Origin of the sequence: Streptomyces sp. NBC_01017 (assembly GCF_045162795.1) — a bacterium.
GTDB classification, from domain to species: domain Bacteria; phylum Actinomycetota; class Actinomycetes; order Streptomycetales; family Streptomycetaceae; genus Streptomyces; species Streptomyces machairae.
Map to the genome: position 1 here is coordinate 923,528 of NZ_CP108683.1, position 22,268 is coordinate 945,795.

A 22,268-nucleotide genomic window follows, 5' to 3' on the forward strand; every position below is an offset into this window, starting at 1 on the left:
GGAGATCGTTCAAGTACGCCGACACGGACGGCACGATCTGCCCCGAAAAGTCATGCAGTTGGTACGGCTCCCACGGATCGTCCGTAGCCCGTAGGGCCCCGGCCAACGGGACCGCGATCGTGGCCAGGTCCCGACGATCGTCGTCTTCTCGAATCATGGATCGGGAACGTAACGGCCCGAGCCAGGGGCTGTCCGCTGAACTGGCAAGTGAAGTCCAGTAGTTCAGTCAACAGGTCCATGTCGTAGTTGGTCAGCATCCGGATCGCTTCCAGCTGCTCGTGGTCGAGCAGGTGTGCCTCCTCGATGATCAGGATGGGGACGCGGCCGCGCTCGTTGTTCTCGGTGGCGAGCAGGGCGGTGGCCTGCGGGATCAGCGTGGACTTGTGCGGGCGCGGGACGCCGCCGAGCGCGGTGACGGTCGCGTGGGTGGATGCCCGCGACCCCGACGGCGGGGTTCGCCAGGTAGATCACTTTGTGGCGGGGATGGTCCAGTTGGTCCGAGCTGTGGACCCAGCGGCCGCACGGCCCGGCGCCGGTCATGCCGGTGGGCTCTCTTGGCAGCTACTTTGCATGGGTCTGACCTGGCGGGAGGACCCCCGCTGACGGGTTGGCGGGCGACCGGCATCGGCGCGGGGTGGCATCTGCCAGGATGGGGGCATGGCGGGAGAGACGAAGACACACGACGAACGGCTCCGGGACCTGGAGGCGGAAGCGTTCCGTACGGGGCGCACCCTGGCCGGGCATGGTGAGCAGCTCGGGGAGATTCGCGAGCAGCAGACCACGGCGTTCGGGAACATTGACTCACTCGCCAACGCCATCGGCGCACCCGGAGAACGCACGATCACACAGCGATTGGATGGCATCGAGCGGGTTCTGTTCGCTCTGGCCCGGGCCCAGGGCATCGACCCGGATGCTCTGGCTTGAGAAGGACCCTTCCGTCACGCGCATACTGGTTCCGCTTGAACGGCTGTGGCCGGTCAGACGGTCGCTGGGCGGCGAGGGCCGTGACTGGACCGACCGGGAGTCGTGGTCTTCAAGCAGTTCGTGCCTCTGTCGCCGAGTGGGAGCATCACCCAGACCGGACTGCGCAAACGGCACAGTCGACGCGGCTGACATCGTCTCGACAGACCCGGCAGGATCCCGCTTCGGACTCGTCCCGCTCGAGGACCCCAAGCACATCTTCGCTGCACAGAACGTGGTTCCCGTCTTCAGGCAGGATGTCTGCTGCTGTGACCGGGCGCTGCGCAGGGGCATTGAACAATGAACGAGCGGGCCACCCAAAACTGTGCGGCCCGCCCCGTCCATGAGCGGCTTTACCTCAGCCGTGGCGGCTCAGAAGGCGAACGCCGAAGCCCCCTGCGTTTCCTTTATGCACGGATTGGCGAAGGTGTGCTCGTAGTTTACGCGCGTACCGCGCCATACCCCTTGAACGGTGACGACAATGGGACGGTATTCCCTGGTGCAGAGCTGGCCCGTCTCATTTCCCCGGAGTGTGGCCAAGCGGTCGAGGTTCCCGTTCACACGGTCCAGGTCCGCACAGGCTTGCCGCGGGTCGGGGTGCGTGCCCGTGGTGGTGTACGCACAGTTCAGTGTGACAGCGCGTTGTGGTGCGGCCGTCGCGGCCTTCTCGCCGTGGCCGGTGGTCATGACCAAGGCGGAGGGGGCGTACAGCGAGGCCGGTGCGGCGGCGGGCGCACTGTGGGCGGGCACGCTCAGAGGGCCGGCAACGGCCGTGGTGAGCAGGGCTCCTGTCATGGCCCAGCGTGTCATCGGGCGCATGGTGCAACTCCTTTCTGTTGCGGTGTCCGATGCCTCGAAGTACCCGCCTCGCTCCTGTCGCCACAGGCCGCTGGAGCCGAATTCTGTCCGGCCATTGGAATTCGGACCCCATTGCTCGTTCAATCAGTGGCCTGATTGGCTGACCGGTCCTCATGGTGGAGGAGGTGAGAGGCCATCCGTTCCCTTCGCAGAATGCAGGCGTGGCCGATTCACTCGGGGCGTGAAATGGCCTGAAAGTGGGGATTTGATTGCAGCCCCGGACGAGGGGAAGGCGCAGGGCAGGCGGTATGAAGGCACGGCCTGAGGTACGGCTGGCTCCTGGGCGATGAGAGTGGGGTTCGGACAGCTGTCTTCGCTGCATAGTGCGGAGTTGGCGCGGAAGGCCGCCGGCCTGCTGGAGGACCCGCAGCCGGCACCCGTCTGGCGCTGACCGTCGCCCGCGACGCGGCATGCAAGGTCGCCGGATCCCTGGGCTTGATCCGCTTTGACGGACATCTGAGATCAGGGGCTTCAGCCCCGGAAGGATGATGTCCATCATGGAGAGCATGGGGAATTGCGACGCGAGGTTGCTGCCTTGTAGCGGGGGCCACAGCGAGAGAACGTGGCTCCTCCGATCCGTGACCGACGGTCGGTCCGCAGCCTCGGGTGCGTCCGCGGCAACGTGGGGGTGCTGAGCCGAGGTGGTCAAGCTCAAGGGACGGTGGGCCATCATCGAGCCACAAGCGAAGCGGAAGTCCGGGCGGGTGAACCATCGTGAACCCTCGTACGTACGAGTCGTCAGATCTACACCGCGTCTATGGCGAGCAATCGGCGGTGGAAACTCCTGGTGCTGCGAAGCACATCACGGCGGGGCCCTGTTTTCCCGGGGCCACGGGAAGAAACAATTCCCTTCCGTAGGTCACCGTGGGAGTCGGCTCACAGAGGGCGCCCAATCCGGATGCAACTATTGGTAGTGGAACGCGGAAACCCCGTACGGGTCCGGTTTGTCAGCCGGTAGGCCGGAGGTAACGAAGGCGGAAGTCCCGTGCGGGAACAGGATGATCCAAGAAGCGAATGCCGCTAGGGCGAAAGCCCAGAGGAAAGGCCAGACGCAGGGGACTCTCCCCCCTCTGGCTATAACTCGGCGGATACCAGCCGTCCGTGGCTGGACCCGAAAGGGAGCTGACGTGGATCAGGTAGGCCATGTAAGGACACTGGGTGGGAACTTGCACCGAGGCGCAAGTTAGACAGAGGGGGAACGACGCAGTGGCATCCGCTTCGTTGGTTCGCCTGATGAACGGACCCGAGGGCGACGCCGAATTCTGGACCAGCATCAACTGGCGCCAGGAAGAGGAGTCTGTAAAGCGACTTCGCCAGCGAATCTACAGGGCCGCTAGGAACGGCAACCTGAAGCAGGTGCGCAACCTGCAAAAGCTCATGCTGCGATCCAGAGCAAACGCCCTGACAAGCGTGCGCCGGGTGACACAGCAGAGCACCGGAAAGAAGACAGCAGGCATCGACGGGGAAGTTGCACTGACTCCGAAGAATCGTGGGAAGCTGGCCCGGCAGACCCTTGCCGAGCCCAGTCTTCCTGCGGCGCCTGTGAAGCGTGTGTATATTCCGAAAGCCAACGGGAAGCGAAGACCGCTCGGTATCCCCGTGATTCGAGATCGAGTGAACCAGGCAAGGGCCAAGAACGCCCTTGAGCCGGAATGGGAAGCACGATTCGAGGGGCGGAGCTATGGATTCCGACCGGGACGTGGATGCCACGATGCCATCGAGGCGATCTTCTTAGCGGCGGCCCAGAAGAAAGCACGGCGCCTGTGGGTTCTTGACGCAGATCTGTCGGCAGCTTTCGATCGCATCAGCCATGAGCAACTGATGGACACCATCGGCCTGTTCCCAGGCCGGCGGCAGATCCAAGGGTGGCTTCGGGCTGGGGTCATGGAGCAGGGCACCTACGCGCACACGACCGAGGGCACGCCGCAAGGCGGAGTCATCAGTCCGCTGCTGCTGAACGTCGCCCTGCACGGGATGGGGGATGCAATTGGCGCCAACCGGCCACAGGCGGGACGGAGGGCGCCATCCCCGACCCTTATTCGATACGCGGACGACTTTGTAGCGATCTGCACTACGAAGGACGAAGCGGGTGAGCTAAAAGTCCAGCTGGCGGAGTGGCTTGAGCCGAGAGGGTTGGCCTTCAACGAGGAGAAGACGCGCGTCGTCCACCTCGAAGATGGATTTGACTTCCTCGGTTTCAACGTCCGGCGCTACAACGACAAGATGATCACCAAACCGAGTAAGGATGCAGTACGGCGAGCCAGGAAAAGGGTCAAGGGTATCGTCCGAGCACATCGCGGACAGTCAGCCGAAAGGTTGGTGGATACCCTGAACCCCTTCGTGAGAGGGTGGTCGACCTACTATCGGCACGCTGTCTCAAAGCGAACGTTCAGGACGCTCGACGCCTACACGTACGCCACCCTGAAAAGGTGGGCCTTGCGAGTTCATCCGAACAAGACCACTCGGTGGGTCAGGGAGCGCTACTGGGGAGAGTTCCGCAAGGGCCGAGGTGACAAGTGGGTGTTCGGCTCTCCGGCCAAACATCTAGTGAAGTTCGCCTGGACCCCTATCGTGCGACACACGCTCGTCAAGAGCGACGCATCGCGGGATGACGCGGAACTAGAGACGTACTGGACGCTCAGAGCCCGAAAGCGGTTGCCGGAGATCGAATCGAAGAGAATCCTCTCCCTCGCGAACCGCCAGAAGGGACTGTGCACCAGGTGCGGTCAGGATTTGATCGAGGGTGCGGGGTATGACCCCGACGATGTCCGCGATTGGGCGAGCTGGTTCACGGCGCTCTACCGGGGCGTTCATGTGCACCACCTCACCTACCGCAGTCGAGGTGGTTCCGACCACCTCGGAAACCTGGAAGTCATTCACACGCAATGCCACCGGCAGCTTCGCGCCGGTGACCGGAAGAAGGATGCGAATTCCCAACGGCCATAGGCCCGCTTGAGCCGGATGCGGCGTGAGTCGCACGTCCGGTTCTGAGGGGGCGGGAGCGCGGTAATGCGCTCCCGCTACCCGGCGAAGAAGCCGCGTCCTCGCCGCTCGTTCAGCCGGAGTTCAAAACCGAGATCGTCGAGCTGTGCCGGCGCGGTGACCGCTCGGTCGGTCAGGTCGCCAAGGACGTCGGCCTGACCGAGACGGCGGTGCGGGACTGGGTCCGCCAGGCCAAGCGGCACATCACCGACGACGCCGCGGGCTACAAGATCCTGCCGGCCCTGCTGGTCGAGTACGGCGACAGCGAGGAGAACCCGATCCCGGTCGCGGTCGAGACCTCGCGGGGCCTGCTCGTCGCGGTGCTGCGGACCGGCAAGCGGCAGGTGTCCGCGATCAGCCCGATGGCCGCCGCCGCTACCGCGACCGGCACTCGGTCTCGCGCAAGAAGTCCGGCCCCGGCGACGCCCTGGTCCTCGCGAACATCCTGCGCACCGACATGCACGCCCACCGGCCGCTGCCCGATGACAGCGGCCCCGGCCGGGCCATCGCCGTTCTCGCCCGTGCTCAGCAGGACTCTCTGCGGAACCGGCAGCAGCTGTCCAACCAGCTCCGCTCGCTGCTGAGGGAGTACTACCCGGCCGCCCGGGCGGCCTTCGAACCCTGGCGCAACGGCCTGTGCCGGCCGCAGGCCCGGGAGCTGCTGAAGGCGGCCCCGACTCCGGCCCGGGCCGCGCGATTGACCCGCATGCAGCTGGAGGCCGCGCTCAAGCGGGCCGGCCCCAAGCGCGGCATCACGGCCGAGGCCGAGCGGCTCCGTGGCGTCTTCCGCGCCGGCTACGCCCACCAGCCGCCGCTGGTCGAGGACGCGCTGGGCAAGCAAATGCTCGCCCTCCTGGTCCAGTTGGAGGCCGCATGCACCGCCGCCGACGACCTCACGAGGCGGTCGAAGAGGCTTTCCCCCAGCACCCGGACGCTGAGATCACCCTCGGCTTCCCCGGCCTCGGCATCCAGCCCGGCGCCCGGGTGCTCGCCGAGACCGGAGACGACAAGACCCGCTTCGCCGACGCCGGCGCCTCGCCCATCACCAGGGCCTCCCGCAAGAAGTCGAGCATCACCCGCAGGTGGGTCAGGAACGACCGGCTCAACCACGCCGGCTACCTCTGGGCCTTCGCCTCCATCACCGCCTCGCCCGGCGCCAAGACCCACTACCGGCGCCGCCGCGACGACCAGGGAGACTGGCACGCCGCCGCCCAGCGCAACCTCTTCAACCGCATGCTCATTTGATTTCCGTTGCGGCCGATTGGGCTGCGACGAGTTTTTGCCTGGTCGGCCCACGGCTCGTGCCACCCGCCGCGCCGTGCGGGCCGTGGTCTGCCTCGGGGCGCGGCGGGTGCGAGGGGGTGTTACTCGGTGATCTTCAGGAGCTTGTTGGGTGTGCCTGCACCTGGGCTGGTGATCTTGTCGGGGGTGGCGCTCTTGGTCAGGGCGGTGGCGACGTCCGCGGGGGTGGCGTCCTTGTGGCCGGCGAGGTAGACCGCGGCGGCGCCGACGACATGGGGGGTGGCCATCGAGGTGCCGGAGAGGACCTTGGTGCCCTCGTCGCTGTCGTTCCACGCGGAGGTGATGTCCGAGCCCGGCGCGTAGATGTCCACTACCTCACCGAAGTTGGAGAAGTCGGACTGGGCGTCGTCCTTGGTGGACGAGGCGACGGTGAGGGCCTCCTTGACGCGGGCCGGGGAGCCCTTGCCGGCGTCGGCGGAGTCGTTGCCGGCTGCGACAGCGAAGGTGACGCCCGCGGCGATGGCCTTGCGAACGGCCTCATCGAGGGCCTCGTCGGCGCCGCCGCCCAGGCTCATGTTGGCGACGGAGGGCCCCTGGTGGTGCTGGGTGACCCAGTCGATGCCGGCGACGACCTGCTCCGTGGTGCCGGAGCCGTTGTCGTCGAGGACTCTCACGGCAACGATCTTCGCCTTCTTGGCGATGCCGTACGTGGCACCGGCTATGGTGCCGGCGACGTGGGTGCCGTGACCGTTGCCGTCGTCGGCGCTGTCGTCGTTGTCGATCGCGTCGAAGCCGTGCGTGGCGCGGCCTTCGAAGTCCTTGTGCGAGATGCGGACGCCGGTGTCGATCACGTAGGCGGTGACGCCCTCGCCTGCGGAGTCGGGGTAGGTGTATTTGCTGTCTCCGGCGGTGTCGGCCTGGTCGATGCGGTCCAGGCCCCATGAGGGCGGGTTCTGCTGCTCCGCGTTGATGGTGAACTTCTTGTTCTGCACGACCTTGGCGACGGCCGGGTCGGCGGCCAGGCGCTTGGCCTCGGTCTGTGAAAGGCCGCCGGCCGAGAAGCCGTTGATGGCGGAGCGGTAGGTGCGCTTCAGTGTGCCGCCGTACTCGTTGGCCAACTCCTGCTTGTCGGCCTGCTGGTCGAGCATGACGATGAAGCTGCCCGCGACGGCGCCGTCGGCGTTCGCTCCGTAGATCTTGCCCTCGGCGGGCGCCGCGGCGCCGGCGGAGAACGGGTTCAGCAGCGTGACGCCTGCCGCGGCGGCCGCGACGGTGACGGCGGTGAGCCGGATCCGGTTCGAGCGCTTGTGAGTTGCCATGAAGAGGGGTCTCCTCGCCGGTCTTTGTGGGGGGTTGAGTGTTCAACCGCAAAATCTCCGGTGATCTGCGGTGGAAGCCGTGACTCATTGATGTGCTCATGCAGTGGATTCCATGCACTCGCGACCCGATCAGCCGCGGGTCAGCGCGGGAACCGGACAGAACCGGGCCCCGCCGCGACACGCCCGGCTCTCCTTCGCATGTATGGGGCTTCCGTCGAGAAAACGTGAACCTTCCCTGCGTCCCCGTGTCGAACCGGACGGGCAGGGCAGACGCGCGCGCTGCGCGCGCCGAGCGTGAAAGCCCTGCGGAAAACGTGGGCGCCGTGAGGAGGCGCAGCAGTCAGAGAAGCTACTCGCGGGTATCGAATCGGCTTGAATGATCTGGGTGTTGAGCTTCCGCTTCGCTCACCTCACCCTGATTCGTGTACTTGCACAGAGTGTGTCCCCCGATGAGCTCGATGGGAGGGTACGGGGCCTGAATCTGGTCCCCATGGGGCCGCGGCCTGGGAGGCACGTGCCCGGCCGCACGAGCGTCGGACATGATCGCGCCGGCGCAGATCCACGACGTGACCTCCCAGCGCGTGGGACGCAGGCCGCCCCTTCAGCTGACGGGGCGACCCCCTCGAGGAGTTCATCGACGTCGGCGATGAACTCGTACCGCTCCGTTTCCGGCTCGAGGCCGCAGACCATCAGACGCACCGCGTGGCGTTGATCCGGCCTGTCAGGTCAAAGCGCGCATCACCGTCACGTCTCCACGAATCGAACAGCCCGCCAGCGCAGATCCGTCCAACGGAACCGCACGAGAAGAATGAGGGGAACTGACGTCCAGGAGACCGGACTTGGGCCTTTGACCGGCGGGGTCTGTGGCCCTGGGGCTGGTGTCATGGACAGTGGCCTGCAAGGCGGGCCCGGTGGGCGTCTGCATGTGTCAAGCGCGGTCGGAGCCGACCGGACCCTGGCAGTCGAGGACGGCGACGCGGATTTCACCACGTCGCCCCGGCCGGCAGCAGCCCCGGAGAAAGCCATGGCCAACAGAGCCGGCCGGGTCGATGCTCGGCAGCCTGTCCTTCTGTGACTGCTCCCGCGTGCACGTTCTGCCGGCTGCCCGCGAACGCGCCATGGGGGCCGGGTATCTCCTCGGCTGCAGGAGTTCCACCTTCTGCGCGGCGGTAGGCCAGCGGGCCGGCAGGGCTTCCGCGGTCATAGGAGATGCCGACGACGGCAAGTCCGGCCCAGGCATGCGCGGCCTTCTCTCGGCCGATGGGCAGACGCTCCTGCTACTGCAGCCGTCCCGCCTGACAATGCTGGTCGTGGTGCTGGACCGCTTCCTCGGGAAAAGCGCGGGCCATCCAGTCTTCTGGTGCGCCGACCTGGTGCAGCGTCTTGATCTGCCAGTCGTAGTCGCTTCCTTCGGGGCCGGCGTGGACGCGTAGGCAGATGGGGTGTTACCGCGAGAGGGCATGAAAAGGCCCCTCACCAGCAGGTTTCCCACCGACGAGGGGCCGTCTCAGGCAGCCTGGGCCGTCTCTGGGCCGTCGTGAGCGTAACCGGCGGCCCGGTACATCGCGGAGATGGCATTGCGCGTCCGGCTCTCGCCGGACGGCATGAGATGCGTGTACACGCGGAGCGTGAACCCCGGATCGCCGTGACCGAGGCAGAGACTCAAAGCCTTGATGTTCTCCCCGGCGTCCAGGAGGACCGAGGCGTAGAAGTGCCGCAGGGCGTGCATCCCGTGCTCGCGGGCCGCCGCGTAGCGCTGCCCCTTCTCGGGGGCGGGGATGATGCCGGCCGATGCCAGCGCGGGTTTCCAGGACTGGTCGTTGAACCCCTGGCTCCAGATGGCGGCGCCGATGCTGCTCGTGAAGACGAGCCAATGCGTGCCCTTCCGGCCGGTCGGCGTCAGCCAGGGCAACGCAACTTCGACCGGCGGGAACTGCTTCATGTGCTCCTGCAGCGCGGCCGATACCTCGCCGGCGAGGGGCACATCACGCACCTTGCCGCGCTTGGGCGGAGCGAAGACGAGCGGAGCGCCGTTCCCGACTGCGGGCACATTGCGGCGAGCATTGAGAGGCTTCCATCCCGTCCACCGTCGACCCAGGCAGAACCGAGCAGACGGGATGGAAGCCGGGGCCAGTGGTGGGTTGCCGACAGTGGGCTGATGCCGCAACGGAACCGGCGCCGGGCCCTGCAAGGCAGCAACGACTCTGAACAGTCCTCAGCCGTCGCCGACAAGCTGCGACCCCCCGGGCGTGGAGCCGAGTAACGGATGGCCGGCGGGCGGCCCGGGGAACCCGTGAGAGCTGCCTCGCGGTGGCCAGAACGGCTTCCGGAAGCCGGCTCGGCCATGGAGACGCGCAGTGCGCCACGGCCTGCGACGGAGTTGTCCGGGCAGTCGGCAAGGCACGCGGCTGGTACCGCACTCTGCCCTCACGGTACGGAAGGCACTGGTCAGCGGGTGTTGTGATGTAGGTCTCTCATCCGGCCGGCAGATGCGGTGTCCCCAGGATCGACGCCGCTCCGCGCTGTCCACCGTCTCCAGGCGAGGCAGCACGGTGGCCCGGGCCCTGTCCGCCACCCAAGGAGCCAGGATGTCCACCACGTCTGCCCCACCCTCACAGCCCAGTGCAGCCCCCGTCACACCACGCAACAGACGGCGTACACCCCGGCGTCTCGCCGTGGCCATTGCGTGCTGCATGACCGCAGCCACCGTCGTACCCCTGACCATGACGAGCAGCGCATCGGCCGCAGACGAACCCTGCACGACCGCCGGCCACACCGTCACCTGCACCTACATCCATACCGATACCGAACAAACCCTGACCCTGCCCGACACCGTCGACACCGTCGACATCACCGCCATAGGCGCCGCAGGAGGCAACTCCCTGACCAACGGCGGTTCTGTCATCAGTGGAGCTGGTGGCCGGGGGGCGATCGTCGACGCCTACAACGTGCCGGTCACCGACGCGGCAGTCACGGAGCACCAGCGGACCCTGTATGTCATGGTCGGCGGTCCCGGCGCCGACGGGGCACAGTCCGATGGAGGCGGCCAGGGCGGCTTCAACGGCGGAGGCGGATACTCGCAAGAAGGCAGCGGTACCACTTCCCTCGGTGGGGGCGGGGGCGGTGCCAGCGATGTACGCACGCGGTCCTCCTCGAGCACACCTCTCACCCTTCAGGACAGCCGCCTCGTGGTCGCCGGCGGCGGCGGAGGCGGAGGAAGATACGGCGGACAGGGCGGCACTGCAGCAGGCCCCGGCGGCATCAACGACTATGACACGGGGTACGGCGACGGCCTGGACGGGGAGGACGGCGACGGCTTCGACAGTCACGGCGGCAAGGGCGCAGACTCCAACGGCGTGTTTCACCAGACGCGCACGGGTGGTGAAGGAGGCGGAGGCGGAGGCGGCGTAGGCGACGATCTCCACGTCGCCGGCGGCGGAGGCGGCGCATCCCCCGACAGCTTTAGAATTCAAGAATCCGACGTCGACGGAGGCCCCGGCGGTGGCGGGGGCGGCACCTCCGGCGGCAAGGCAGGCCAGCCATTGGACGTCGAGTATCGCTTCGACGCGACGGACGGCACTCTCGGACAGGGCGGAAACCCAGGAGTTTTCGGCGCCGTGGGCGCGGGCGGCGGCGGCGGCTATTACGGCGGCGGCCCCGGCGACACCCAGGGTGAGCTTGGCGGTGCTGGGGGTGGGGGTGCAGGCTCGTCGTACTCGGTGACCACCAACGCCACCGCCGGTCCGGTCCCCGCGGACAATCCCGTGGCATCCCAGGTGATCATCACCTACACCCTCGACGTGAACAAGGCGGACAGCAGCACCACCCTGTCCTCCAGCCGAAACCCCTCGGCACCGGGCGAGTCCGTCGTCCTCACCGCGCACGTCGACAGCAGTACCGCAAGCCCCGGCGGTGACGTGGTGTTCAGCCGCACCGGGAGCAGCACCCCGCTGGGAACCGCCCCGGTCGAGGCCGGTAGCGCCTCCTTCACTGTCCCGGCCGCGTCCCTCCAATCGGGCGACAACGCCTTCACCGCCGCCTACCAGGGCGACAGCACCCACAACGGGTCCGCGGGCGAGATCGTGCAACGGGTGCAGTACGCCACCAGCGATCCCTTCTTCCTCTCCCCCATCGACCCCGACGCCGTCAACCTCCTCAAGGCCAGCCAGGCCGTACCCGTCAAGTTCACCCTCGACGGCAACCAGGGCATGAACGTGATCGCCGCCGGCTACCCCCGCTACACCCGAACCGCCTGCACCGGCGGCGAACCGACCGACCTCACCGACGAGACCACCACCAGCCAGGCCGGACTCACCTACGACAACGGCACCTACAGCTACGTATGGAAGACCAAGAAGGACTGGGCCGGCCAGTGCGGCACCCTCAACATCAAACTCGCCGACAACACCACCCACACCATCCAGGTCCGCTTCAAGTGACCACCTGAACCGCACCCCACCCCCCACCCCGAAAGGAACAACACCCCCCTCACAACCCAAGCAAGACCCCGGGCCCTCACCAGGCGTGCACCCCACCCCTGGCGAGGGCCCACCCACGACATGAGGCACCGAGTCGGCAACCCCAACACCCCAGCCGTGCCCCGCACAAGCCCTCCGCAACCGGCCGACCAACCCCGCAAACCCCGGTGACCGCCCCGCCCGAAGTCCGCACCGCGCAGGCGCTCCAGGCGGCCGGTTCCACGTGCACCATCGGATGACCCAACCCCCTTAACGGAACGTAGAGTTGGACCAGCCTCGCGACGCTCTACTCCTGGTCGCGCGCAACGTCAAGCGGGCCGCTGATGTCTGACATCACCGGCTGACATCAACAGCCACCCAGGCCAAGCCGAGCAGACACGGCCCATGGCGTACGGGATGGAAGCCGGGGTGAGTGGTGGGCCGAGGGGCGAGGACGGAAGCGGAGGCACAGTCGCTGCTCGCTTCGGCCTGTCTCAGATGCCGGTACCTCGCGGGCGATAAGGCGATTCAGGCAACCGAAGATGTCCTTCCTGGACATGCCGACGGACCCGGATCGACTGGGCCGGCCAGGTCAAACAGCTACTGACCGTGGACTACCCCGACGCCGAAACCGTGGTCCTGGTGATGGACAACCTCAACACCCACACCATCGCCTCCCTGTACGAGGCATTCGAACCAGAAGAGGCCTTCGCCCTGGCCCAGCGCCTCGAGATCCACCACACACCCAAACACGGCTCCTGGCTCAACATCGCCGAGATCGAACTCTCCGCGCTGACCCGGCAATGCCTCGACCGCCGGATCGGCGACCTCGACACACTCAACACCGAACTCTCGGCCTGGCAGAACGCCACCAACACCCACCAACGCCAAGTGGACTGGCAGTTCACCACCCATGACGCACGCATCAAACTGCGCCACCTTTATCCCAAGAATTAGCCACGACAGTCTACTAGCTCCGACCGGCAACGGTGGCTTCGGCAGCCGGTCACGGGCCCTCGGTTTCCGTCTCGTTCAGCTACGTTCACGGCCGTTCAGGACCCGACACCCGCTCTCACGACCCTCCCCGCAGCCTGTATGACCTCCAACAACCGATCTCTGCAGAGCTGCACATCACCGTGCCCGTGCCCCTGCCGTACCCGATCGTGCGCGGAACCACGGGGAACACCGGGCAGTTACGGTTGCCGGACGTGAGCAGGGCCCCTTCACAGTGCTCGCAGAGCGGAGGCGGCGGGATCTGGACCCCCGGTGACACCGCTGCCACGACGGTTTTCAAGACCGTTGCCCTGCCGCGGCAGTTATTGGCCCTGACCTGCACCGATGCATCAACCATGTGGCGCGTCAGGTGCGTTGGCCCAGGCATGGCCCACGGACTCGGCACTGAGAGCGAGACCTCTTCGTCCCGAAGGAACTTGGGCGGGCGCTCGGCCATCGGCTGATGTGCCGCCCGTCTGCGCTGATGGTCCGTAGGCGTCCCCGCTCGTCCGCCAGTGTGCGTCGGCGTTGTCACGCAGTTAGACACTCACCCGGTTGTCAACGCAGGTTAACGCAGGTCAACCCAGTTCTCCGGGTGCAGGCATAACTCTCCCCGAGGGAGGCTGAGCGGGACGTCACCGGTTCTCAGCGAGCGTGGACGGGACCGCGCCGGTCGTGGTGGGCGGAAGGAGCGCGTGCGATGAGGGTCATGCTGAGAGCGCAGCTGGACACTCAGATGTCGAATGAGGCGATCAAGAACGGCACACTGCCGAAGGTCATGCAGTCGATGACGGAACAACTCAAGCCCGAGGCGGCCTACTTCGTCCCCACCGGGGGCGGGCGATCCTGCACCTTCGTCTTCGACATGCAGGACAGTTCACTGCTGCCCACGATCGCGGAGCCCCTCTGCGAGGGGCTCGGCGCGAAGATCGAGATCCAGCCGGTGATGAACAGCCAAGACCTGCAGAAGGGTAACGGCGACAGCCACGGCAGCTGTAGTTCCAGCGTCTGGGCTGGTCAGTGTCTTGTCGGGGGTGCGTGCGGGCATGAGGACGGCCACCGCGATCATGAACGTTTGTGACGACGTATCAAGACACGGTGGCCGCGGAGGCCACGATAGCGGAGCAGACGTGGGGCGAGACATTCGGGAGGGTCATGGCAACCGTCGCGGGCTGTTTCACACGGCGTGAAACGCGGGCGACAGCCGCCGAGTTGGTCGCCGGACTGTTGCTGGAGGTGGACACGCGGAACTGCTGGACGCTCGGGCAGGCGTTGGGACATCCGGGCCCTCACCGGCTGCAGCACCTGTTGTCCCGTGCCCGGTTCGATCACGATCGGGCGGGGAAGGAGATCGTCCGCCTGGTGGCCGGTGAACTCGCCGGGCAGGACGTGGTGTTGGTGGTGGACGAGACGGGCGATGCGAAGTCCTCGACGGAGTGTGTGGGAGCCGGACGGCAGTACTCGGGTGCGATCGGCGGTGTCGGTCTGTGTCAGGTGGCGGTGCATCTGGCGGCGGTCTCCGCGACCACGAAGGTGATCATCGACCGGGCCCTGTATCTCCCGGCGGACTGGGCCGCGGACGAGGAACGCCGCGAGGTCGCCGGGGTGCCGGAGGAGGTCGGGTTCGCGACGAAGCCGCAGCAGGCGCTGTCCATGGTCACCGGCGCACTCGCCACGGGGATCGAGGCACGCTGGTTCGCGGGCGACGAGGTGTACTGCGGGCGTGAACTGCGCCGGGGCATACGCTCACTGGGTCTGGGCTACACGGTCGGCATCGCCGCTACGTACCAGGTCACCGACGGGGGCGGCCGCCGGTGGGAGGCCCGCAAACTGATCAACAAGGTGCGTCCCGAGCAGTGGATGCGCCGGCAGACCGGACACGGCACCAAGGGCACCCGCGAGTACGACTGGGCCTGGCTCGACGTCCGCCCCGACGACACTCCCGACGAGAACGAGAACGAGAACGAGAACGAGAACGCGGCCGGGGCGGGGACGAGCGTGCTGGTCGCGCGGCGGCACCGCTACACCGGCGAGGTGTCCTACTTCCGCTGCTGGGCACCCGGCGACGTCGCCCTCGCCACACTGATGGAAGTGATCTCGCGCAGGTGGCGGATCGAGGAAACGTTCCAGCTCACAAAGGGCTTCACCGGGCTCGACCAGGGTCAGGTGACCTGCTGGAACTCCTGGATGCGCTGGTCACTGTTCTCCCTGTTCGCCGCCGTCGTCCTCGCTCTCACGGCCGCAGCCATCCATGAGGGCTCCGAGCGGCAACCCGGACTCGTCCCGCTGACCTGTCCCGAGCTCATCCGTCTCCTGCGGGCCATCGTGCTGCCCCCAGCCGCCCGCGACCGTGATCATGTCCTGCGCTGGATCGCCTGGAGGCGCCGTCACCAAGCCGTCGCAACCGCCTGCCACCAGCAACGACACCGCTGCCACGACCAGCCGTGATCAAGAACTACAGCTGCCGTGACAGCCCCCGGACGCTACGAACTCCGCGGCAGCGCTTTTACCAGTCCCTTGTTCCGAGGAGTGCCCGCAGTCCCCAACGACGCTAATGACACGATGCACGACGACGACACCGTTCCGTTGTGTGGCGACGCCTGATCAGATGACCCTCCGCAAGAAGTAATTATCGGACCGTTCGCCACGGAGGTTTAATGCCTAAACGGCGGTAGCAGCATCAAACGGCAGCAAGAGCGGAGACTGCCGAGCGATCACTTTGGGTGAATAGAAGGCATGTACAGTAGTCGACCTGGAGCTGCTTACAGAGCACGGGCGACACGGCTGAGAACCCGACTTCGAAAGGGATCGAAACTTCCCGCGAACTGCTCGTCGGCATGCTGCCAGCCCGCAAGCGGAAGGCGATCGCGATCAACCCTATGGTCACCGACCTCGACACTCGCTGCGGCGGCCCGGTTCAGCAGAACCTACAGCGGTCCGGCCTTCGGCCCGAGAGCCTGAAAGCGGCTCAATAAAAACTACTGCCCGATACCTTAACCCTACGGGCAACCGCGACGACTGGCATCGAGCCATCCTGGACTCCCCCTCTTACTGCCAAAGCAGTCGGCGTCTGTCCATGGAGAACCCAGATGAGAAACGACCGTCAGGTTTCACACCCGACCCACAAGATCACCCCAGCCGAGCACGAGCCGTCCCCCGTCAAGCGCGAGCAGCCCTCCAGTTGCATACCCCACCGTCATACGACGAGCGATGCTGCGAACACGGCAAACGGTGCGGGACGCCCGTTTGTCAAACACGGGCAGGGGAGGCAAATATGGCCACGCATTGCGGCCTTGCAACCGTCGCGAACGGGTAGGCGAGCCCTCGCCGCCGCACTCGGACTGAGCCTACCCCTAGCCTTCCTGCCCCTATTCGCCACACCAGCAACAGCCGCAGCCAGCCCCAATCCTTCATCAGCCGTAGCGGAAGTAGCTTCATCGCGATTTGCGCCAGACAAAAGCAGCGATGCGTGCTGGATTAAGTATTACCGCTGGTGCACGAAATGGGGCACCGTGGGCTTTCGGGGTCCCCGCGGCCCTGTCGGTCCCCGCGGCCCTGAGGGTCCTCAAGGTCCTCAAGGGCCTCAAGGGCCTCAAGGCCAGGTCGGTGCCGCCGGCGAGAAAGGCGAACCCGGCCCACAAGGCGAACCTGGAATTTCCGGTTGGATACAGGTGCGAAGCATAGTAATAGTCCCGCCTGGGCAAGGTCGTTTTCATGAGGCACAGTGTCCAACAGGTAAAAAAGTCCTCGGAGGCGGGTTCAACTTCAATAGCGCGGCAGGCGGCGTGGTCGAAACCAGCCTTCCCGACACCGATGCGTGGTTTGTGCAGGGGAGGAACACGGGAACAATAGATCTCACTCTTTCTGTATTTGCAGTCTGCGCCACCGTGGCTTCTTGAGGGACGCCGTCGACTCGGGCCCCGACGGCTACGGACTGTCGGGGCCTGGGAGGCCAGGGTTCGTGCGGTCTCACGCGGCAAGATAGGTTACTTGTGGGCTTACGTGACCTGATGGCTAGTTATCCGCTTGGATGCGGCGAATGCGACCCCTGATGGTCAAGGTTCTCGAAGCCTTTGATCACGAACAGGGGTGTCGCGTTCGCGCGCCATCCTCGCTGATCGACGTTCTCGAGCGCCACGGCGGAGACGTCGATCTGCCCTGCCCGTCACCTGCCCCCAGGACGATGGCGACCATGCGCAACCTCGCCATCGGCCTCATCCGCCAGGCAGGCTGGACAACATCTCCGCCGCCAACCGACCACTACCGGTCACGAACCGACCACGCACTCCAACTACTCGAGCTCGACGCCTGAGAACGCATCAGCCTTAGCCCCCTGAGGCGTTTGACTGCGTGCCACGGGGGCGACGGGCTTGCTGCTTGACACTCCTGAAACCGTCGTGGCAGCGATGGCACCGTGGGTTCAGATCGCACCGCCTCCGCTCTGCGAGCACTGAGAAGGGCCCCTGAACTGGGCTTTTGGTCAGGGGCCCTTCTCATGTCCGGCAACCGTAACTGCCCGGTGTTCCCACGGCAGGGGCACGGGCAACTTCTGATCCGTAGCTCTCCAGAGATCGGTCATTTGAGGTCATTCAGGCTGCCGGATCGCCTGTGATGGCCGGCGCGGGGCGCTGGCGGTTGCTGGGGTTGCTGTACTTCGTTGCTGTACCGCCTCGCCGAGGTGCCGGACGGCTTTCGCGCTCTGCCGGGTCTCGTGGCTCATCGCGCGCCATGCCCGGAACGCTTCTACGGTTGAGGGAGAACGTGGCGCCTGCGGATGCCTGTTCTGTCCGCCTCCGCTGCGCCCGTCTCGGAGCGTCAGCGCCTTTAGGAGGCCCTTCGCAATGGCTACAGCATCCGACACCCCGGTCCTGGACACTCTCGTCGCCATGACGGTCGACTCTCTTGAGCGATGTGGGCTGCCCCCGGACACACTCATCCTCACTCGCATCGCCGCGCTCGCCGCTTCGGACGCGCCTCCCATCTCCTACCTCGCTCACATCGATCCTGCTCTCAGGGCCGGCCTGACCGCCGCCCAGGTGCAGGACGTCCTGGTCGCCGTCGCCCCCATCGTGGGTACCGCCCACGTGATGACGGCTGCGCGCAACATCGCAGAGGCGCTTGGCATGACGATCGCGGTAGCCGAGGCCGAGATCGAAGCCGAGGCCAAGGCCAAGGGCTGAGGGAGGGACCCACCCCGGCAGTCAACGTGCCTCCGGTGTCCTGCCGTTTTGGCCGTCGGCTGCTGGGCGGTCAACGTCGGCCCGGCTCTGCTGGCCTGGCTGCTTGTGATCATGCCAGCAGTGATCAGCGCCCAAGGCTCCGACACAGATGTGTCGACGGCCTACCTATTGGCCGCCAGTCAGAGCCTGGCTCTGGGCCCCTTGCTCGGCCTGTCCCAGTCCCTCGTCCGGCATGTCCCCGGTAGTCGGCCGTCAGGGTTCGGCGCCAGCCGGGACTGTTCGTGGCTGTTGATGTCAGCCGGTGATGTCAGACATCAGCGGCCCGCTTGACGTTGCGCGCGACCAGGAGTAGAGCGTCGCGAGGCTGGTCCAACTTTACGTTCCGTTAAGGGGGTTGGGTCATCCGATGGTGCACGTGGAACCGGCCGCCTGGAGCGCCTGCGCGGTGCGGACTTCGGGCGGGGCGGTCACCGGGGTTTGCGGGGTTGGTCGGCCGGTTGCGGAGGGCTTGTGCGGGGCACGGCTGGGGTGTTGGGGTTGCCGCCTCGGTGCCTGATGTCGCGGGTGGGCCCTCGCCGGGGTGGGGTGCACGCCTGGTGAGGGCCCGGGGTCTTGGTTGGGTTGTGAGGGGGGGTGTTGTTCCTTTCGGGGTGGGGGGTGGGGTGTGGGGTGTGGTTCAGGTGGTCACTTGAAGCGGACCTGGATGGTGTGGGTGGTGTTGTCGGCGAGTTTGATGTTGAGGGTGCCGCACTGGCCGGCCCAGTCCTTCTTGGTCTTCCATGCGTAGCTGTAGGTGCCGTTGTCGTAGGTGAGTCCGGCCTGGCTGGTGGTGGTCTCGTCGGTGAGGTCGACGGTTTCCTCGCTGGTGCAGGCGGTTCGGGTGTAGCGGGGGTAGCCGGCGGCGATCACGTTCATGCCCTGGTTGCCGTCGAGGGTGAATTTGACGGGTACTGCCTGGCCGGCCTTGAGGAGGTTGACGGCGTCGGGGTCGATGGGGGAGAGGAAGAAGGGATCGGTGGTGGTGTACTGCACCCGTTGCACGATCTCGCCCGCGGAGCCGTTGTGGGTGCTGTCGCCCTGGTAGGCGGCGGTGAAGGCGTTGTCGCCCGCGTTGAGGGATGCGGCGGGGACGGTGAAGGAGGCGCTACCGGCCTCGACCGGGGCGGTTCCCAGCGGGGTGCTGCTCCCGGTGCGGCTGAACACCACGTCGCCGCCGGGGCTTGCGGTATTGCTGTCGACGTGCGCGGTGAGGACGACGGACTCGCCCGGTGCCGAGGGGTTTTGGCTGGAGGACAGGGTGGTGCTGCTGTCCGCCTTGTTCACGTCGAGGGTGTAGTCCTGCGATGTGACGGACTGTTGCAGGCTGCCGGTGCCGGCGTCGGTCACCGTGACGGTCACGGGCTGGTCGTCTGCGGCGGGTCCGGTGGGGGTGCCGGTGATCAGTCCGGTGTCCGGGTCGATGTCCAGGCCGTCGGGCAGGCCGGTGGCGGTGTAGGCGTAGGGGGCGGTGCCGCCGGTGGGCGGTCCGGTGATCGGGAGGTGGCTGTAGTCGTCGCCGATCTTCGCGGCGGGCAGGGAGTCGGTGAACACCGCCTCCAGGTCCGGCACGGTGTAGGAGATGACCACCTGGGATGGAACGGGATTGTCCGCGGGGACCGGAACGACCGTGGCGTCGAGGGTCACCGAGTACGACGAACCCGCACCCCCACCCCCCGCATTGGAAAGCGGAGCCTCGGTTCCGCCGGGGCCGCCGCCGTAATAGCCGCCGCCACCACCCGCGGCCGCGGCCGACACTATGACTCCTGAATTTCCGCCCTGTCCGAGAGTGCCGTCCGTCGCGTCGACGTCTCCGCTGTAGTCCGAGTCCCATGGCTGGCCTGCCTTGCCGCCGGTGGTACCGCCCCCGCCGCCGCCGGGTCCGCCGTCGAACGGGGCACCATTGACATAGCTGTCGGGGGATGCGCCGCCTCCGCCTCCGGCGACGTGGGGATCGCCGCCTCCGCCCCCTTCACCGCCCGTGCGCGGATCGTTGGAAAAAACGCCGCTGGAGTCTGCGCCGTCGCCGCCGGGCGTGCCGAAGCCGCCGCCGTCCTGCCCGTCCAGGCCGCCGCCGTAGCCCGACTCGTAGTCGTTGATGCCGCCGGGGCCTGCTGCAGTGCCGCCTTGTCCGCCGCGTCTTCCGGCGCCTCCGCCGCCGCCGGCGACCACGAGGCGGCTGTCCTGTTCGGTGAGAGCTACGCTTGCGGGCTTGGTGCGTACATCGCTGGCACCGCCCCCGCCGCCACCGTAGGCGTAGGTGGAGCCGGCTTGCGGGTTTCCGCCTCCGCCGTTGAAGCCGCCTTCGCCGCCTCCACCGAGGGCCTTCCCGTCGACGCCGCGGCCGCCGACCATGACATACAGGGTCCGCTGGTGGCCCGTGACTGCGGCGTCGGTGACCGGCACGTCGTGGGCGTCGACGATCGCCCCCCGGCCACCAGCTCCAAGGAAAGTACTGGCGAGGGTGGCGTCGCCTCCTGCGGCGCCTGTGGCGGTGATGTCGACGGTGTCGACGGTGTCGGGCAGCGTGAGGGACTGTTCGGTGCCGGTGCCGGTGTAGGTGCAGGTGACGGTGTGGCCGGCGGTCTCGCAGGGTCCGTCCGCGGCCGATGCGCTGCTCGTCATGGTCAGGGGTACGACGGTGGCTGCGGTCAGGCAGCAGGCAATGGCCGCGGCGAGACGCCGGGGTGTACGCCGTCTGCTGCGTGGTGTGACGGGGGCTGCATCGGGCTGTGAGGGTGGGGCAGACGTGGTGGACATCCTGGCTCCTTGGGTGGCGGACAGGGCCCGTGCCACCGTGCTGCCTCGCCTGGAGACGGTGGACAGCGCGGAGCGGCGTCGATCCTGGGACACCGCATCTGCCGGCCGGATGAGAGACCTACATCACAACACCCGCTGACACGTAAATACATGCAGGTCAGGGCGTTTTCGGGCAGGGGTGGTGACCGGGCGGTGGTGATGCGAGGGCCGTCCGGTGTCTGGGTAGACGGAGTTTCAGGCCGCGCTGTTCATCGGGTCGAGGGTGACCCGGTAGCCGAGCTGGTTGAGCTGGCCGACTGCTTTGCGGGCGGCGCGTTCGGGGTCGCGCTGGGTGAAGTAGGTGCCGCCGAGTTCGTGGTAGGGCCGTTGGTCGGTGAGCATGTGCCAGATCGCGGTGATGATCGAGTGTTCGATGGCGACCAGGGCCTTCATCGGGCCCCGGCGGGCGGTCAGGCGTCGGTAGCGGGCCTGGAGATAGGTGTCTTTGGTTCTCACCGCACCGAACGCGGCCAGGCCCAGGGCGCCTTTGAGATGCGGGTTTCCGGGCCGGACCTTGGTGGTCTTGCTCCGGCCGGCGGAGGAGTGATGGCCGGGGCAGACGCCGGCCCAGGAGGCGAGATGCTTGTCACTGGCGAAGCGGCTCATGTCGCCGCCGGTCTCGGCGACGATCACTTCGGCGGTGGTTTGGTTGACACCCGGGATGGTGTCCAGGAGTTCCAGGACGGGCCGAAAGGAGACATCGCCTCCGCGATCCTCGTGTTCAGCGTGTCGAGCGCGGTCGTGAGGTGGTCGTAGTGGTCGAGGTGGACGCGGGCCAGGAAGCCGTGGTGTTCGCGAAAACGCCCGGTCAATGCCTCGGTGAGCTCGGGAATCTTGTTGCGGAGGCGACGCTTGGCCAGGTCGGCGAGCGCGTGCGGGTCGTCCTGACCGGCGATCAGAGCCTCCAGCATCGCCCTGCCGGAGACACCCATGATGTCGGCGGCGACCGCGGAGAGTTTGATCCCGGAGTCTTCCAGCATCTTCTCCAGCCGCTGGACGATCTGTCCGCGGGTGCGGGTGAGTTGAGTGCGCATCCGGGTCAGATCCCGCAGTTCGCGGATCGGCTGCGGCGGCACGAACGAAGCCCGCACCAGGCCGTGCGCCCCGAGTTGGGCCAGCCAGGCCGAGTCCGAGACATCAGTCTTGCGGCCGGGCAGGTTCTTGACCTCCCGCGCGTTGACCAGCATCACATTCAAGTCCTCGGAGAGCAGGAAGTAGAAGGGCTTCCAGTAGTCCGACGTCGCTTCCATCACTACCAGCGTCACGCCTGCCGCCACCAGATGATCACGCAGTTCAAGGACCGAGTTGGTGGTCGCACCCCAGGTAGTGATCTCACTGGTGAACGTTCCCCGGCGTTTGCCACCCGGCGTCCGCACGCAGACCTTGGCGTCCTTCTTGCTGATATCCATCCCCGCGCACCGCTCGTGCAGCACATCCATGGT

Annotated in this window: 13 protein-coding genes and 3 pseudogenes; 11 read left to right on the top strand and 5 right to left on the bottom strand. The window is 66.8% G+C overall.

Annotated elements, in window-relative coordinates:
- Positions 1–657: 657 nt before the first annotated feature.
- Both OG331_RS04565 and OG331_RS04570 read left to right on the top strand, forming a co-directional pair.
- Positions 658–924: a hypothetical protein gene (locus OG331_RS04565; RefSeq protein WP_406191787.1), complete on the top strand. Its 267-nt coding sequence runs from the start codon at positions 658–660 to the stop codon at positions 922–924.
- On the top strand, positions 911–1,264 hold the full coding sequence (locus OG331_RS04570; protein WP_406191789.1) for a glycine betaine ABC transporter substrate-binding protein: 354 nt from the start codon (positions 911–913) through the stop codon (positions 1,262–1,264). The genes OG331_RS04565 and OG331_RS04570 overlap by 14 nt, the downstream gene beginning before the upstream one ends.
- 68 nt (positions 1,265–1,332) lie before the next feature.
- Here the strand turns inward: OG331_RS04570 and OG331_RS04575 are convergent, their stop codons facing one another.
- Complete coding sequence (locus OG331_RS04575; RefSeq protein ID WP_406191791.1) at positions 1,333–1,779, bottom strand: subtilase-type protease inhibitor; 447 nt, start codon at positions 1,777–1,779, stop codon at positions 1,333–1,335.
- Between the two features lie 1,272 nt (positions 1,780–3,051).
- Here OG331_RS04575 and ltrA point away from each other — a divergent pair.
- Positions 3,052–4,764: a group II intron reverse transcriptase/maturase gene (gene ltrA, locus OG331_RS04580; RefSeq protein WP_406191793.1), complete on the top strand. Its 1,713-nt coding sequence runs from the start codon at positions 3,052–3,054 to the stop codon at positions 4,762–4,764.
- A 227-nt stretch (positions 4,765–4,991) separates the two neighbouring features.
- Positions 4,992–6,039, top strand: a pseudogene (locus OG331_RS04585) (transposase); the annotation flags it as partial.
- Between the two features lie 125 nt (positions 6,040–6,164).
- Here OG331_RS04585 and OG331_RS04590 read toward each other — a convergent pair.
- On the bottom strand, positions 6,165–7,361 hold the full coding sequence (locus OG331_RS04590; protein WP_406191315.1) for a S8 family serine peptidase: 1,197 nt from the start codon (positions 7,359–7,361) through the stop codon (positions 6,165–6,167).
- 1,049 nt (positions 7,362–8,410) lie between these two features.
- Between OG331_RS04590 and OG331_RS04595 the strand changes: the two genes are divergently transcribed.
- The gene (locus tag OG331_RS04595) at positions 8,411–8,794 is read left to right on the top strand and encodes a hypothetical protein (RefSeq protein ID WP_406191795.1); all 384 of its coding nucleotides are present in this window, start codon (positions 8,411–8,413) and stop codon (positions 8,792–8,794) included.
- A 74-nt stretch (positions 8,795–8,868) separates the two neighbouring features.
- Here OG331_RS04595 and OG331_RS04600 read toward each other — a convergent pair whose 3' ends face one another.
- Complete coding sequence (locus OG331_RS04600) at positions 8,869–9,411, bottom strand: integrase (RefSeq protein WP_406191797.1); 543 nt, start codon at positions 9,409–9,411, stop codon at positions 8,869–8,871.
- A gap of 643 nt (positions 9,412–10,054) precedes the next feature.
- Here OG331_RS04600 and OG331_RS04605 point away from each other — a divergent pair.
- The 6 genes and pseudogenes from OG331_RS04605 to OG331_RS04630 all read left to right on the top strand — a co-directional run bounded on the left by OG331_RS04605 (position 10,055) and on the right by OG331_RS04630 (position 17,991).
- Positions 10,055–11,800, top strand: coding sequence for a PxKF domain-containing protein (locus tag OG331_RS04605; protein ID WP_406191799.1), 1,746 nt, complete (start codon positions 10,055–10,057; stop codon positions 11,798–11,800).
- Positions 11,801–12,382: 582 nt separating this feature from the next.
- A pseudogene (locus OG331_RS04610) lies at positions 12,383–12,644 on the top strand (transposase); the annotation flags it as partial.
- A gap of 867 nt (positions 12,645–13,511) precedes the next feature.
- Positions 13,512–13,892, top strand: coding sequence for a hypothetical protein (locus tag OG331_RS04615; RefSeq protein WP_406191801.1), 381 nt, complete (start codon positions 13,512–13,514; stop codon positions 13,890–13,892).
- 74 nt (positions 13,893–13,966) lie between these two features.
- Positions 13,967–15,259, top strand: coding sequence for an IS701 family transposase (locus OG331_RS04620; RefSeq protein ID WP_406191803.1), 1,293 nt, complete (start codon positions 13,967–13,969; stop codon positions 15,257–15,259).
- Between the two features lie 1,603 nt (positions 15,260–16,862).
- Positions 16,863–17,123 carry a hypothetical protein gene (locus OG331_RS04625; RefSeq protein WP_406191805.1) on the top strand — a complete coding sequence of 87 codons (261 nt, stop codon included), beginning with the start codon at positions 16,863–16,865 and terminating at the stop codon, positions 17,121–17,123.
- A gap of 529 nt (positions 17,124–17,652) precedes the next feature.
- A complete protein-coding gene (locus tag OG331_RS04630; RefSeq protein WP_406191807.1) occupies positions 17,653–17,991 on the top strand; it encodes a carboxymuconolactone decarboxylase family protein in 339 nt (112 codons plus the stop codon).
- A 684-nt stretch (positions 17,992–18,675) separates the two neighbouring features.
- On the opposite strand, the gene OG331_RS04635 is transcribed toward OG331_RS04630, so the two are convergent.
- Both OG331_RS04635 and OG331_RS04640 read right to left on the bottom strand, forming a co-directional pair.
- Positions 18,676–20,652 carry a PxKF domain-containing protein gene (locus OG331_RS04635; protein WP_406191809.1) on the bottom strand — a complete coding sequence of 659 codons (1,977 nt, stop codon included), beginning with the start codon at positions 20,650–20,652 and terminating at the stop codon, positions 18,676–18,678.
- Positions 20,653–21,021: 369 nt separating this feature from the next.
- Positions 21,022–22,265 (bottom strand): annotated as a pseudogene (locus tag OG331_RS04640) (IS110 family transposase).
- Positions 22,266–22,268: the final 3 nt, after the last annotated feature.

Bases quoted from the DNA above. Each gene is read 5' to 3' on its own strand.
- OG331_RS04615 (WP_406191801.1), top strand. From the start codon at position 13,512: ATGAGGGTCATGCTGAGAGCGCAGCTGGACACTCAGATGTCGAATGAG.
- OG331_RS04630 (WP_406191807.1), top strand. From the start codon at position 17,653: ATGGCTACAGCATCCGACACCCCGGTCCTGGACACTCTCGTCGCCATG.
- OG331_RS04595 (WP_406191795.1), top strand. From the start codon at position 8,411: ATGCTCGGCAGCCTGTCCTTCTGTGACTGCTCCCGCGTGCACGTTCTG.
- OG331_RS04625 (WP_406191805.1), top strand. From the start codon at position 16,863: ATGGTCAAGGTTCTCGAAGCCTTTGATCACGAACAGGGGTGTCGCGTT.
- OG331_RS04565 (WP_406191787.1), top strand. From the start codon at position 658: ATGGCGGGAGAGACGAAGACACACGACGAACGGCTCCGGGACCTGGAG.
- ltrA (WP_406191793.1), top strand. From the start codon at position 3,052: ATGAACGGACCCGAGGGCGACGCCGAATTCTGGACCAGCATCAACTGG.
- OG331_RS04570 (WP_406191789.1), top strand. From the start codon at position 911: ATGCTCTGGCTTGAGAAGGACCCTTCCGTCACGCGCATACTGGTTCCG.
- OG331_RS04590 (WP_406191315.1), bottom strand. From the start codon at position 7,361: ATGGCAACTCACAAGCGCTCGAACCGGATCCGGCTCACCGCCGTCACC.
- OG331_RS04575 (WP_406191791.1), bottom strand. From the start codon at position 1,779: ATGCGCCCGATGACACGCTGGGCCATGACAGGAGCCCTGCTCACCACG.
- OG331_RS04620 (WP_406191803.1), top strand. From the start codon at position 13,967: ATGGCAACCGTCGCGGGCTGTTTCACACGGCGTGAAACGCGGGCGACA.
- OG331_RS04635 (WP_406191809.1), bottom strand. From the start codon at position 20,652: ATGACGAGCAGCGCATCGGCCGCGGACGGACCCTGCGAGACCGCCGGC.
- OG331_RS04605 (WP_406191799.1), top strand. From the start codon at position 10,055: ATGACCGCAGCCACCGTCGTACCCCTGACCATGACGAGCAGCGCATCG.